This window comes from Caulobacter sp. GW821-FHT12A07, from assembly GCF_058807655.1.
Map to the genome: position 1 here is coordinate 152,603 of NZ_JBXAQX010000009.1, position 12,951 is coordinate 165,553.

The window sequence follows — 12,951 nt, forward strand, 5'->3', positions numbered from 1 at the left end:
AGGTTCCGACTCTCAAAGCCCCGGGCGCGCCCCCCGGCGCCGCACGCTTTCCCCGAAGCCCTTGCGGGGCTAAACCCCCGCCATGCGCATCGCCTTCCTCGGAACCCCCGATTTCGCCGTCGCCTGTCTGGCCGAACTGGTCGCCAGCGGCCATGAGATCGTCTGTGTCTACAGCCAGCCGCCCGCCCCGCGCGGCCGCGGCCAGGAGCTGAAGCCCTCGCCGGTCCACGCCTTCGCCGAGGGCCTGGGCCTGCCCGTGCGCACCCCGGTCTCGATGAAGACCCCCGAAGAGATCGAGGCCTTCCAGGCGCTGGATCTCGACGCCGCCGTCGTCGTCGCCTTCGGCCAGATCCTCGTGAAGGCCGTGCTCGACGCCCCGAAGCTGGGCTGTTTCAACCTGCATGCCAGCCTGCTGCCCCGCTGGCGCGGCGCGGCTCCGATCCAGCGGGCGATCATGGCCGGCGATCCCGTCACCGGCGTCCAGGTGATGCGGATGAGCGAGGGCCTCGACGAGGGCCCCGTCCTGCTGTCGGAGAGCGTGCGCATCGACGCGCTCGACACCGTGGCCAGCCTGCACGACCGTCTGGCCGCCGTCGGCGCCCGCATCCTGCCCGTCGCCCTGGGCGCCATCGAGCGCGGCCAGGCCATCGAGACGCCGCAGAGCGAAGAAGGCGTCACCTACGCCAGGAAGATCAAGCCGGCCGAGGCCCGCATCGACTGGACCCGCCCGGCCGCCGAGGTCGACCGCCACATCCGCGGCCTCTCGCCCTTCCCCGGCGCCTGGTTCGAGGCCCCGTCCGACAAGGGCCCGGTGCGCGTGAAGGCCCTGCTGTCGACGGTGGAAGACGCGGATGGCGCGCCCGGCGCCGTGCTCGACGACGAACTGCTGATCGCCTGCGGTGAGGGCGCTGTCCGCCTGCTCAAGGCCCAGCGCGAGGGCAAGGGCGCCCAGGACGCCGAGGTCTTCCTGCGCGGCTTCCCGCTGGCCGCCGGGACGGTCCTGGCCTGATGCCCCGCTACCGCCTCCTCGTCGAGTACGACGGCCGTCCCTATGCCGGTTTCCAGGCCCAGGCGACCCTGCCCAGCGTGCAGGGGGCGATCGAGGCGGCGGTGAAGGCCTTCAGCGGCCAGGAACTGCGCATCGCCGCCGCCGGCCGCACCGACACCGGCGTCCACGCCACCGGCCAGGTCGTCCATGTCGACCTCGAGCGCGACTGGCCGGCCCAGACGGTGATGAACGCCCTCAACGCCCATCTGATGCGCGAGGCCGTCTCGATCCTCGACGCCGAGGTGGCCCCGGAAGACTGGCACGCGCGGTTTTCGGCCAATGAGCGCCGCTACCTCTACCGCATCCTCAACCGCCGCGCCCCGCCGGCCCTCGACAAGGGCAAGGTCTGGCACATGAAGAAGCCGCTGGACGCCGACGCCATGCACGCGGCCGCGCAAGCCCTGGTCGGCCTGCACGACTTCACCACCTTCCGCGACATGCACTGCCAGGCCAAGTCGCCGCTGAAGACGCTGGACGTCGCCCGCGTGCGCCAGGTCGGCGAGGAGATCCACCTCGACTTCGAGGCGCGCTCGTTCCTGCACCGCCAGGTGCGGTCGATGACAGGGACGCTGGTCGAGGTCGGCGCCGGCCGCTGGGAGCCCGGCGACGTCAAGGCCGCCCTGGAGGCCAGGGACCGCACGCAATGCGGCCCCGTGGCCCCGGCCGACGGGCTCTATCTGGTGGGCGTCGGCTACGGCGACTGAGGGCTTGGAAGAAACCCGCGGCCTCCGCCGGCTCGACAGTCGACGGAGGCTGCGGGAGAGGCCGGTGTGAGGGCGGCCTCGAGGGCGGAAACCCCGGGGAAGTCAGGGAAGGGGCTTCCGGTGGGGAGGTCAGTCCGGCTTGCGGTCCGACATGCGCTCGGCGATCCAGACCGTACCGAGCGCCAGGATGAACACGCCGAAGCCGGCGAGCACGAAACCGAGATAGGCGATCTGACCGAGCGACATGGCGGGCTCCGTTGAAGTTCGCCCTGACGTTGCATGCCCCGCGCGAGCGTCGCCTTGATCTGGGTCAAACGCGCAACATGACCCCTCTCTCATAGAGAGAGGGAGGGGCCCGCGCCGAAGGCGTGGGAGGGTGAGAGGTTTCACCGCCAACCGGCAAACCCCAGGCCTTCCTACAAACTTCAAGTCCGCCACGAAGAGGCGCAGCTGCCCTTGATGCGCTGACGGCTGAACAGCCGAGCTTCTTCCGGCGAGTTTGTTACCTCTCACCCTCCCAGGCTTCGCCTGGGCCCCTCCCTCTCTCAAAGAGAGAGGGATCAGGTCAGAGCACCGAGCAATTCGTCAGCTGCGCGAAGGCCTCCAGCGCCGACGCCCCCACCACCGACGTCCCGAACCGGTCCAGCTCCGGCGACCACACGGCCACCGTCGCCTTGCCGGGCACGACCGCCACGATTCCGCCGCCGACGCCGCTCTTGGCCGGCAGGCCGACGCGGTAGGCGAAGCTGCCGACGCTGTCGTAGATGCCGCAGGTCAGCAGCAGGGAATTGAGCCGCCGGGTCAGGCGCTCGGGAAAGATCGTCTCCTCGACCACCGGCGAGAACCCGCCCGCCGCCAGCGGCAGGAAGGCCCGGGCCAGCTGCCGGCAGCTCATGGTCAGGGCGCACTGGCGGCAATAGGCGGCGACCACGGCTTCGGGGTCGTGGGTGATCGTCTCCTTGCCGCGCATCAGGTTGGCGATGGCCCGGTTCTGCCAGGCGTTGGCCAGCTCGGACTCGGCCACCGCCTCGTCGATCTCGACCGGCCCGTCGGCCAGGAAACCGGCAAAGCCGCGCACCAGGGCGGCCGGGTCTTTCACCTTGTCGAGCAGGATGTCGGTCACCGCCAGGGCGCCGGCGTTGATGAACGGATTGCGCGGGAAGCCGCCCTCGGACTCCAGCTGCGACAGGTGGTTGAACGGCGTGCCCGACGGCTCCTTGCCGACCCGCGTCCACACCTCGTCGCCGATGCGGTTCAAAGCGAGCCCCAGGCTCAGCACCTTGGTGATGCTCTGGACGGAGAAGCCCTCGTCGGCGTGGCCGATCACGTGCTCGCCGCCGTCCACCGTGCGCACGGCCATGCCGAACTTCGTCCCCGGCACGGTGGCCAGTTGCGGGATGTAGTCGGGCACCCGCCCCTTGCCGAAGTGCGGCTTCACCAGCACGGCGACCTCGGCGAGGACTTCGTCGATGGAGAGCTCGTTCATGCGCTGTGCATCCCCTCCGCCTACCCCCTAGTTCGTCATCCCGGAAAGCCCGCAGGGCTTATCCGGGACCCAGGGGACGGCGCAGTGCGGCTGCCCCTGGGTCCCGGCTCTCCGCTACGCTGCGGCCGGGATGACGAGCATTTTTGCCTTCGAAATCGTCAGCCCGAAAACGCCTCGAAATACCGCCGGATCAGCGCGGTGTAGGCCACCGCCAGCTGGCGGACTTCCTCGACCGGCACCCGCTCGTCCACCTGGTGCATGGTCGAGCCCACGAGGCCGAACTCCACCACCGGGCAGATGGCGCGGATGAAGCGGGCGTCGCTGGTGCCGCCGGTGGTCGACAGCTCGGGCACGCGGCCGGTGGCGTCGCCCACGGCGCCGACGATCACGTCGGTGAAGGCGCCGGGCTCAGTGAGGAAGGCCTCGCCGCTGATCTTGCACAGGGCCTCGACCCTCCCCGAGAAGCCCTCGGCCGCCTCGCGGCACTCGTGCTCGATCCAGGCGGCCAGGTCCTTGCCCTTGTGGGCCGGGTTGAAGCGGATGTTGATCCGGGCCTTCGCGCTCGCCGGGATCACGTTCGTCGCCGGGTTGCCGACGTCGACCGTGGTGATCTCCAGGTTCGACGGCTGAAAGCCGGTATAGCCCTCGTCCAGCATCCGGCTCTGCAGGCGGGAAAGGATGTCGACCAGCACCGGGATCGGATTGGCCGCCCGGTGCGGATAGGCCACGTGGCCCTGGCGGCCGTCCACCGCGATCCAGGCGTTGATGCTGCCGCGCCGGCCGATCTTGACCATGTCGCCCAGCAGGCTGGCGCTGGTCGGCTCGCCGACGATGCAGTGGTCGATGATCTCGCCCTCGGCGGCCAAGGCCTCGACCACCTTCACGGTGCCGTCCTCGGCCACGCCCTCCTCGTCGCCGGTGATCAGGAAGCTGATCGAGCCGGGGACCTCGTCCGTATTGGCCACGGCCGCGACGAAGGCGGCGATCGCCGACTTCATGTCGACCGCGCCGCGGCCGTAGAGCACGCCGTCCTTGATCTCGGCCTCGAACGGGCCCGCCGTCCAGGCCGCGTCGTCGCCCACCGGCACCACGTCGGTGTGGCCGGCGAAGCAGAGGTTGGGCCGCGCGGTCCCGCGCTTGGCGTAGAGGTTCTCGATCTCGCCGAACTTCATGCGCCGGCAATTGAAGCCCAGCCCTTCCAGCTGGCGCTGCAGCACGTCCATCGCGCCCTCGTCGGCGGGGGTGACTGACGGGCGGCGGATCAGGGCTTGGGCCAGCTCGACGGCGTCGATGCTGACGGAAACGGGCGCGGGACTGGTCATGGTGCAGGCTTTAAGCTTCCCTTCGGCGGGACGCAAACCGCGCACGAACTTGCCAAGGCCGACCATGCCCAAGATCGACATCGACAAGGCTCCCACCCGCCACGGCACGGCCTATCCGCCGCCGTTCGACGCGCCCTGCAAGGCCCGCCAGCGCTGGAAGCTGGGCGACGCCGTCGGCCTCACCCAGTTCGGCGTCAATCTCATGAGGCTCGAGCCGGGCGTCTGGTCCAGCCAGCGCCACTGGCATACGGCCGAGGACGAGTTCGTCTGGGTGGTCGAGGGCGAGGTCGTGCTGGTCGAAGAGGGGGGCGAGACGATCCTGCGGGCCGGCGACTGCGCGGGCTTCAAGGCCGGCGTGGCCGACGGCCACCAGATCCAGAACCGCTCCGACCGCGTCGCCGTGCTGCTGGAAATGGGCTCGCGCCGCCCCGCCGAGGACGGCTGCGACTATCCCGACCTCGACCTGATCATCCGCCCCGGCGAGGAGACCTACCGCCATCGCGACGGAACGCCGTACGAGGTGGAGCGCGGGCGCAAGCGGTGAAAAGAACCCCTCTCTCTTAGAGAGAGGGAGGGGCCCATGCGGAGCATGGGAGGGTGAGTGGTTACACCTTCAGCCGGCGTGCCGGCACATCGCCTGCAACAGCGCCAAGATCGTCGGGGGGCTTCGCCTACCCACTCACCCTCCCACGCCTTGCGGCGCGGGCCCCTCCCTCTCTCCATGAGAGAGGGGGTCGAAGCGCGCTCACCGCCCTTTGCGAACCCTCATGGCGCCCGCTCACAGCGTCGGTAGCGGTGGAGGTTCCCGCCATAAGGGCGGGATTGACGGGGAGAAATAGGAAGGGCTCAGGCCCGCCGCTCCGCCCCATACCGGTTCTCGCCCTTGGTGCCGCGCAGGAAGCCCAGCTCCACCCAGGCCCAGATCGACAGGGCGAAGGCGCCAAGGCCGAGCAGGGGGGCGGCCAGTTCGGCGCCGTTGGGGCCGCCGCCTTCGTAGAGGCCGGCGGCCAGGGCGGTCAGGGCGTAGGGGCCGACGGCGAAGATCAGGATCCACCAGGCCGCCTTGCCGCGGTCGTGCAGGCGGCGCACGGCCACGCAGACCCCGGCGGCCAGGATGGGCAGGAACAGCAGGCAGGGAACCGCCCCCAGCCAGCCGCCGATGCGGGTGGCCAGCACCACCAGGCTCATGACCACGGCGGCCAGGGCGATCTGGACGACCTGCACCCGCCAGTATTCCAGCCGGGCGGCCCGGCCCTTGAGCGAGAAGAACGGCTTCAGCTTTGCGACGAGGCTCGACATGGCCGCTACTAGAGCTTGATCCGCCGCTTTTCGAAAGGGTTCAGGACAGGGCGGCGAGCGCCTCGTCCATTGACGGCCGCGCGCCGCCGTCCGGCTGCACGCAGGCGGCCTCCAGGGCGCGCAGGGCGGCTGGGACCTCGCCCTCGACCCCGTCCAGCACCTCGCCCAGCAGCAGGCCGAAGGCGCGCACGTCCAGCGCCGACCAGCGCCGTTCCTCGCCCGGCGGCAGGAAGGCGGCCGCGCCGAAGTCGCTGAGCACGGCCGCGCCGGTTTCCCCGTCCCACAGCACGTTGTGGGCGTAGAGGTCGCCGTGGCTCAGGCCCCGCTCGTGCAGCCGCGCGGTCCCGGCGGCGACGTCGCGGACCAGGCGCCGGGCGACGTCGAGCGGCAGGCGGAAATCGGCGGCGTAGACGTCGCGGCTGCAGGTCTGGCGGCTGGGCGGGCCGGCCAGCACGCGCCAGCCGTCCGGCAGCAGCGGCATCAGCAGGCCCTCGGCGCCGTCCGGATGCCCGACCACGCGGCCCAGGGCGCCGGTCAGGTTCGGGTGTTCGCCCACGGCCAGGCAGGCGGCCATCTCGCGCTCGGGCAAACCATCGCTGGTCATGGTCCCGCGGAACAGCTTCAGGGCGGCAGGCCTGGTGGTCCCCTGGCCGTTCCAGGCGACCTCGAACACGTCGCCCGAGGCGCCGCGTCCCAGGGCCTTGCCCACCGCCAGCTCGCGCCAGGCGACCGGGCCCGAGGTCGTGTCGTCGCCGGTGTCGAAGGGGTTTCCGGCCCAGGCCAGCCAGGCCAGCGCCGGCAGTTCGGCCAGCCAGCCGGGCATGGCCTCGAAGCGGTTGGCCGACAGGCGCAGCAGCTCCAGGTTCGGCGCCCGCGCCAGGCCCTGGGGCAGGGCGTCCAGCCGGTTGCCGGCCAGCATCAGCTTCTGCAGGGCCGGGCGCTCGCCCAGGGCCGCGGGCAGGGACGTCAGCCGGTTGTTGGTCAGGGTCAGCCAGCGCAGCCGGGGCGGCAGGGCCTCGGCGGGCAGTTCTTCCAGGCCGCAGTCGCGAAAGCCGACCTGGCTCAGGGCCTCGCAGTCGCCCAGGCTCCCGGGCAGGCGGCGGAACGGCGAATAGGAGCAGAACAGGAAGCGCAGCCGCTTCAGCCGCCCCAGGTCGGGCGGCAGGGTCGACAGCCGCGAACCGGACAGGTCCAGGGCCTCCAGCGTGTCGGCCAGGCCGAAGATCTCCGGCGGGAACTCGGTGAGTTCCGCGCCGGAGAGGTCCAGCTCGCGCGCCCCGGCCAGTTCGCCGGCGCGCAGGGCGGCGAGGGTCTTGTTCGCCGCCCCCGTCACGCGGATCAGTCGCGCAGCAGGTCGTTGATCGAGGTCTTCGAGCGGGTCTGGGCGTCGACCGTCTTGACGATCACGGCGCAGTACAGGCTCGGGCCGCCGTTCTTGTCGGGCAGGCTGCCCGGCACCACGACGCTGTAGGGCGGCACCTTGCCGATGTGGATTTCGCCGGTCTTGCGGTCGACGATCTTGGTCGAGGCCGACAGGTAGACGCCCATCGAAAGCACGCTCCCCTCGCCGACGACCACGCCTTCGACCACTTCCGAGCGGGCGCCGATGAAGCAGTTGTCCTCGATGATGGTCGGGTTGGCCTGCAGCGGCTCCAGCACGCCGCCGATGCCGACGCCGCCCGACAGGTGGACGTGCTTGCCGATCTGGGCGCACGAGCCGACCGTCACCCAGGTGTCGACCATGGTGCCCTCGTCGACGAAGGCGCCGATGTTCACGAACGACGGCATCAGGATGACGTTCTTGGAGATGTGCGAGCCGCGACGCACGATGGCGCCCGGCACGGCGCGGAAGCCGCCGGCCTCGAACTGCGGGGCGTCCCAACCGTCGAACTTGTTGGCCACCTTGTCCCACCACGGACCGACGCCGCCGCCCAGCGAGCCGGCGCGCATCACGGTGTTGGGGTTGAGGCGGAACGACAGCAGCACGGCCTTCTTCAGCCACTGGTGGGTGGTCCACTCGCCGTCGATCTTCTCCGAGACGCGGGCCTTGCCGCTGTCGAGCAGCAGCAGGGCCTCTTCCACGGCGGTGCGGACCGGGCCGGCGGTGGCGGTCGAGACGCCGTCGCGGGCCTCCCAGGCGGCTTCGATCTCGGTCTGCAGATCGGCGAAGGTCAGGGCGGTCATGTCAGGCTTCCTTCAGGCGCGCCGAGCTCAGGAACCCGGCGAGGTCGTTGGTGCGATGGTGGACGTGTTCGGAGGTCGAGGCGGCCGCGTGGGCGCCGACCAGCACGGTGGTCATGCCGATGCGCGCGGCCGGGACGAGGTTCTTCTCGCTGTCCTCGAAGAAGGCCGTGGTCGGCGGATCGATGGCGTGCAGCTTGGTGATCTTGTCGAAGGTCGCCAGCGACGGCTTGGGGATGTAGTCGGCCGTCTCGATGGCGAAGATCTCGCTGAACAGGTCGCGCAGGCCCAGATGCCCCAGCACCCGCTCGGCGTGGCCCAGCGAGCCGTTGGTGAACACCAGCCGCCGGCCGGGAAGGGCGTCGATCGCCGCGTGCAGGGCCGGGTCGGGGACCAGGTTGTCCAGCGACACGTCGTGCACCTCCTCCAGGAACTGGGAGGGGTCCATGCCGTGATAGGTCATCAGCCCGGCCAGGGTGGTGCCGTGCTCCATATAGTACTTCTTCTGCAGCGCCCGGGCTTCCTCGCGGGGAAGTCCGGTGTAGCGCTCGACGAAGTCGGTCATGCGACCCTCGATCAGCCCCATGAACTCGGTCTCGGCCGGGTAGAGGGTGTTGTCGAGGTCGAACAGCCAGGTGTCGACGTGGGTGAGGTCGGCGCTCATGACTGGAACCTCCCCCCGTGGGGGAGGCGATCGCGGAGCGATCGGAGGGGGGAGAACCCTAGGCGCGGCGGCGGCTGAAAACGGCCCCCCTCCGGCCCTGCGGGCCTCCTCCCCCACAGGGGGAGGTTCTCTGAAATCATTTCGAGATCAGCGTGCCCGCGCCGTGCTCGCTGAACAGTTCGACCAGCATGGCGTGCGGGCGGCGGCCGTCGAGGATGACCACGGCTTCGACGCCGCTCTCCACGGCGTGGATGGCGTTCTCGAGCTTGGGGATCATGCCGCCGGTGGCGACGCCGTCGGCGATCAGCTGGCGGGCCTGGTCCAGGGTCATCTCGCGGATCAGCTCGCCATTGGCGTCGAGCACGCCCTTGATGTCGGTCAGCATCAGCATCCGCTTGGCCTTCAGGGCGCCCGCCAGCGCTCCGGCCACCGTGTCGGCGTTGATGTTGAAGGTCTCGCCCTGCTCGGACACGCCGATCGGGGCGATCACCGGGATGTAGTCGGTTTCCGAGCTCAGCAGGGCCTGGATCAGGTGGGGGTCGACCTTGGTCGGCTCGCCCACGAAGCCCAGGTCGACGGCCTGCTCGATGTTGCTGTCGGGATCCTTGCGGGTCCGGGTCACCTTCTCGGCGGTGATCAGCCGGGCGTCCTTGCCCGACAGGCCCACGCCGCGCACGTCGGCTTCGGCGCCGGCGAGCGTGATCCAGTTGGCGATTTCCTTGTTGATGGCGCCCGACAGCACCATCTCGGCCACTTCCATCGTCGCCTCGTCGGTGACGCGCAGGCCGTCGACGAAGGTCGACTTCACGCCGGCCTTGTCGAGCATGCGGCTGATCTGCGGGCCGCCGCCGTGAACCACGACCGGGTGCACGCCCAAGAGCTTCAGCAGCACGGCGTCGGCGGCGAACAGCTTGGCCACCTCTTCCTGGCCCATGGCGTGGCCGCCGTATTTGATCACCACCGTCTCGCGGTCGTAGATCTGGATGTAGGGCAGGGCTTCGGCCAGAGTCTTGGCGGTGGCCCAGCCAGCTTCCTCGGCGACTTCGGTCAAGGCGGTGGTCCTGGTGCGCGAAATTAGGCGGGCCTCGATAGCGGACCCCGCCCCCCCTGTCACCCTTTGACGTCTTCGTGGTCCCCTTGGCGGCCATAGCGCCATTTCAAGGCGAGCACGGCGGCCGACATCGCAAGGCAGGCCAGGTTGGCCGCCGCCACCGGCCAGGCCTTGATCATCAGCCCATAGGCCAGCCAGCACGAGAAGCCCGCGACCGTGACCACATAGGTCCGCAGCGACACCGAAGAGGCGTCCTTCTCGCGCACGATCTTGACGATCTGCGGGGCGAAGCTGGTGATCGACAGCAGAGCCGCGGCGGTCCCGACGATCACGGCGACAGATGGGACGGCGAGCGGCGAGGCGGCCATCAGGCCGAGCGCGGCATTTCGGTCAGGCCCCAGCGCGCGGCGAAGGCCGGGGCCAGTTCCAGCCCCACCGGCGGCAGGCCCGGCGCGCGGTCCTCTTCCAGGCAGACGGCCAGATAGGCCAGGGCGGTCTTCACCCCGTGCTCGGAATAGGGCTTGCCGATCACCCCGCAGGCGCCGGCGAAGTCGTCCGGCAGGCGCTTGACGTTGGCGGTCATGAACAGGGCCACGCAGCCGCAGTCGTCATGGATCCTGCGCACCACCTCGACGCCCGTCGGGCCGTCCTGCAGGTGCACGTCCACGAGGGCGAGGTCGGGATGCAGCGACCTGGCCAGGTCCACGGCCTCGTCCGAGCTCATGGCCAGGCCCACGGAGTGGTAGCCCACTTCCTGGGCGAGGAACTCCAGCTCGGTGGCCAGCAGGACCTCGTCCTCGACGATCAGCACATCCAACGCACGCCCGGCCATGGGTAAGCTACTTCCTCAGTGGTGCGCGCCGTTGACGGGCAGGTGTACGACGACGCGCGTTCCGGGTCCGGCGTCCGTGGTCTCGGACCGCGCCTTCAACTGCTGGCACAGCAGCTGGACGATGGTCAGTCCGAAACCCGAAGTCCGGGCCCCTTCAGACACACCAACGCCGTCATCGGCGATTTCGATCCGGAAGTCGCCGTTTTGGCGAGTGATCGATACCGAAATCTCGCCGGCGCGACCGTCGGGGAAGGCGTGACGCAGGGCGTTGGAGAACAGTTCGCTGATCACCAGGGCCAGGGGCGCGGCCTTCGAGGCGGCCACGTCCACCCGCTCCAGGTCCAGCCGCACGCGGATCTCCTCGCGGTTGGCCGAGCCGGTCATGTCCGACACCAGGTCGCGCACGAAGGCCGAGACGTCGAAGCGCTCGACGTCCTCGCTCTGGAACAGCCGGCGGTGGACGGTGGCGATGGCGTTCACCCGCTCCAGCATGCCGCGAAGGCTGTGCTTGAGGGCCGGATCCTTCTCGCGGCGGTTCTGCAGCAGCAGCAGGGACGAGATGAGCTGCAGGTTGTTCTTCACCCGGTGGTCGACCTCGTGCAGCAGGGCGGTCTTCTGCTCCAGGGCCAGGGTCAGTTCGCGGGTGCGGGCCTCGACGGCCAGCTCCAGGTCGCTGCGGGTCTCGCGCAGGTGCTGCTCGGTTTGCTTCTTGTCGCTGACGTCCAGCTGCGAGCCGAAGAAGTAGATGATCTGGCCCTGCTTGTTGCGCACGGGGCTCAGGTACAGCGCGTTCCAGAAGCTGCTGCCGTCCTTGCGGTAGTTGAGGATGTCCATGGCGATGTCGTCGCCGTCGGCGATGGCCCCGCGCAGCTCGGCGATCGAAACCGGACTGGTGTCTGGGCCCTGCAGGAAGCGACAGTTGCGGCCGATCACCTCGGAACGCGCATAGCCGGTCAGCCGCAGGAAGGCGTCGTTGGCGAAGATGATCGGATTGTCGGCCTGGGTGGCGTCGGTGACGATCATCGCCATGCGGGTGGCCCGGATCGCCGCGGCGAAGGGGTCGTCGATGCCGTGCTCGGCCGCGAGCTGATCGCTCGCCCGCTGCGACTTCAGATAATCCGTCATCCTGAGCCCGACCCCGGCTTTTGTTATTGGTACGCCCCGTGAGGCCTGAACGCCCGGTCGATAGTCGGGTTCCCGACCGAGCTTGGGCGTTGAAACGCAAAACGCGGCGGCCCATGGGGGACCGCCGCGCCTTGAAAGGTCAAGCTTTCTGACCCGATTGGGTTCAGCGCCTTACTTCGGCTGGTAGATCTTGTCGAACACGCCGCCGTCGGCGAAGTGCGTGGCCTGGGCCTTGCGCCAGCCGCCGAAGGTGTTGTCGATCGTCACCAGCGGGATCTTCTTGTACTTGGCGGCGTACTTGGCCGCGACCTTGGCGTCGCGCGGCCGGTAGTGGTTCTGGGCGATGATGTCCTGGGCCAGCGGGCTGTACAGGAAGCGCAGATAGCCCTCGGCGGCCAGGCGGGTCTTGTGGCGGTCGACGTTCTTGTCGACCACGGCCACCGGCGGTTCGGCCAGGATCGAGATCGACGGCACGACGATCTCGAATTGGCCCGGAATTTCCTCCAGCGCCAGGAAGGCCTCGTTCTCCCAGGCCAGCAGCACGTCGCCGATGCCGCGCTGGGTGAAGGTGGTGGTGGCGCCGCGGGCGCCGGTGTCGAGCACCGGCACATGCTTGAAGAGGTCGGTGATGTAGGCTTGGGCCTTGGCGGGGTTGCCGCCCTTCTGCTTCAGCGCCCAGGCCCAGGCGGCCAGGTAGTTCCAGCGCGCCCCGCCCGAGGTCTTCGGGTTCGGCGTGATGACGTCGACGCCCGGCTTCACCAGGTCGCCCCAGTCCTTGATCTTCTTGGGGTTGCCCTTGCGGACCAGGAACACGATGGTCGAGGTGTAGGGCGTGGAGTTCTGCGGCAGGCGCGACTGCCAGTTGGCCGGCAGCAGCTTGGCGCGGTCGGAAATCTCGTCGATGTCGTAGGCCAGGGCCAGGGTGACGACGTCGGCTTCCAGGCCGTCGATCACCGAGCGGGCCTGCTTGCCCGAGCCGCCGTGGCTCTGGTTGATGGTCAGGGTCTGGCCGACCTTCTTCTTCCAGTAGCCGGCATAGGCGACGTTGATCTGCTTGTAGAGCTCGCGGGTCGGGTCGTAGCTGACGTTCAGCAGGGTCAGCGGCTTGGGCTGGGCCAGGGCCTGGCCGGCCGTGAGGGTCGAACCCCCGAAGGCGGCGGCGCCGGCCGCGCCCAGCAGGCCGCGGCGGGTGGGAGACTTCAAGGCGGTGGTCATGGCGATGTCGCTCTGTCTCGGGTG

Annotated in this window: 14 protein-coding genes and 1 pseudogene; 3 read left to right on the top strand and 12 right to left on the bottom strand. The window is 69.6% G+C overall.

Translation table 11 applies throughout. The features are described from left to right. Positions 1 to 82 precede the first annotated feature (82 nt). Positions 83 to 1,009 (top strand): methionyl-tRNA formyltransferase, encoded by a 927-nt coding sequence (gene fmt / locus AC1RRS_RS18360; protein WP_492856354.1) that lies wholly within the window; start codon positions 83 to 85, stop codon positions 1,007 to 1,009. Continuing rightward, on the top strand, positions 1,009 to 1,752 hold the full coding sequence (gene truA, locus AC1RRS_RS18365; RefSeq protein WP_487291896.1) for a tRNA pseudouridine(38-40) synthase TruA: 744 nt from the start codon (positions 1,009 to 1,011) through the stop codon (positions 1,750 to 1,752). The genes fmt and truA overlap by 1 nt, the downstream gene beginning before the upstream one ends. A 565-nt stretch (positions 1,753 to 2,317) precedes the next feature. Here truA and AC1RRS_RS18370 read toward each other — a convergent pair. The 3 genes and pseudogenes from AC1RRS_RS18370 to dapE form a co-directional block, all read right to left on the bottom strand. Next, positions 2,318 to 3,238, bottom strand: coding sequence for a glutaminase (locus AC1RRS_RS18370; protein WP_492856355.1), 921 nt, complete (start codon positions 3,236 to 3,238; stop codon positions 2,318 to 2,320). Positions 3,239 to 3,299: 61 nt separating this feature from the next. Continuing rightward, a pseudogene (locus AC1RRS_RS18375) lies at positions 3,300 to 3,419 on the bottom strand (hypothetical protein); the annotation flags it as partial. Beyond that, positions 3,397 to 4,560, bottom strand: a complete 1,164-nt coding sequence (dapE, locus tag AC1RRS_RS18380; protein ID WP_492856402.1) for a succinyl-diaminopimelate desuccinylase — start codon at positions 4,558 to 4,560, stop codon at positions 3,397 to 3,399. The gene dapE and the pseudogene AC1RRS_RS18375, both read right to left, overlap by 23 nt. A 64-nt stretch (positions 4,561 to 4,624) precedes the next feature. Between dapE and AC1RRS_RS18385 the strand changes: the two genes are divergently transcribed. Next, a complete protein-coding gene (locus AC1RRS_RS18385) occupies positions 4,625 to 5,104 on the top strand; it encodes a cupin domain-containing protein (protein WP_492856356.1) in 480 nt (159 codons plus the stop codon). A 302-nt stretch (positions 5,105 to 5,406) separates the two neighbouring features. On the opposite strand, the gene AC1RRS_RS18390 is transcribed toward AC1RRS_RS18385, so the two are convergent. From AC1RRS_RS18390 to AC1RRS_RS18430, 9 genes are all read right to left on the bottom strand, one after another. Next, the gene (locus AC1RRS_RS18390) at positions 5,407 to 5,859 is read right to left on the bottom strand and encodes a DUF805 domain-containing protein (RefSeq protein WP_492856357.1); all 453 of its coding nucleotides are present in this window, start codon (positions 5,857 to 5,859) and stop codon (positions 5,407 to 5,409) included. A 40-nt stretch (positions 5,860 to 5,899) separates the two neighbouring features. Then, on the bottom strand, positions 5,900 to 7,192 hold the full coding sequence (locus tag AC1RRS_RS18395; protein WP_492856358.1) for a leucine-rich repeat-containing protein kinase family protein: 1,293 nt from the start codon (positions 7,190 to 7,192) through the stop codon (positions 5,900 to 5,902). Between the two features lie 5 nt (positions 7,193 to 7,197). Then, positions 7,198 to 8,043, bottom strand: a complete 846-nt coding sequence (gene dapD, locus AC1RRS_RS18400) for a 2,3,4,5-tetrahydropyridine-2,6-dicarboxylate N-succinyltransferase (RefSeq protein WP_487291901.1) — start codon at positions 8,041 to 8,043, stop codon at positions 7,198 to 7,200. Between the two features lies 1 nt (position 8,044). Beyond that, positions 8,045 to 8,704 carry a pyrimidine 5'-nucleotidase gene (locus AC1RRS_RS18405; protein ID WP_492856359.1) on the bottom strand — a complete coding sequence of 220 codons (660 nt, stop codon included), beginning with the start codon at positions 8,702 to 8,704 and terminating at the stop codon, positions 8,045 to 8,047. A 136-nt stretch (positions 8,705 to 8,840) separates the two neighbouring features. Beyond that, positions 8,841 to 9,755: an acetylglutamate kinase gene (gene argB / locus AC1RRS_RS18410; RefSeq protein ID WP_487291903.1), complete on the bottom strand. Its 915-nt coding sequence runs from the start codon at positions 9,753 to 9,755 to the stop codon at positions 8,841 to 8,843. A 59-nt stretch (positions 9,756 to 9,814) separates the two neighbouring features. After that, positions 9,815 to 10,123 (bottom strand): SemiSWEET family sugar transporter, encoded by a 309-nt coding sequence (locus AC1RRS_RS18415; protein WP_487291904.1) that lies wholly within the window; start codon positions 10,121 to 10,123, stop codon positions 9,815 to 9,817. Beyond that, the gene (locus tag AC1RRS_RS18420) at positions 10,123 to 10,587 is read right to left on the bottom strand and encodes a response regulator (protein ID WP_492856360.1); all 465 of its coding nucleotides are present in this window, start codon (positions 10,585 to 10,587) and stop codon (positions 10,123 to 10,125) included. Before AC1RRS_RS18420 ends, AC1RRS_RS18415 begins: the two co-directional genes overlap by 1 nt. A gap of 15 nt (positions 10,588 to 10,602) precedes the next feature. Next, complete coding sequence (gene lovK, locus AC1RRS_RS18425) at positions 10,603 to 11,712, bottom strand: photosensory histidine protein kinase LovK (protein ID WP_492856361.1); 1,110 nt, start codon at positions 11,710 to 11,712, stop codon at positions 10,603 to 10,605. A 171-nt stretch (positions 11,713 to 11,883) separates the two neighbouring features. Next, positions 11,884 to 12,927 carry a sulfate ABC transporter substrate-binding protein gene (locus AC1RRS_RS18430; protein ID WP_492856362.1) on the bottom strand — a complete coding sequence of 348 codons (1,044 nt, stop codon included), beginning with the start codon at positions 12,925 to 12,927 and terminating at the stop codon, positions 11,884 to 11,886. Between the last annotated feature and the right edge of the window lie 24 nt (positions 12,928 to 12,951).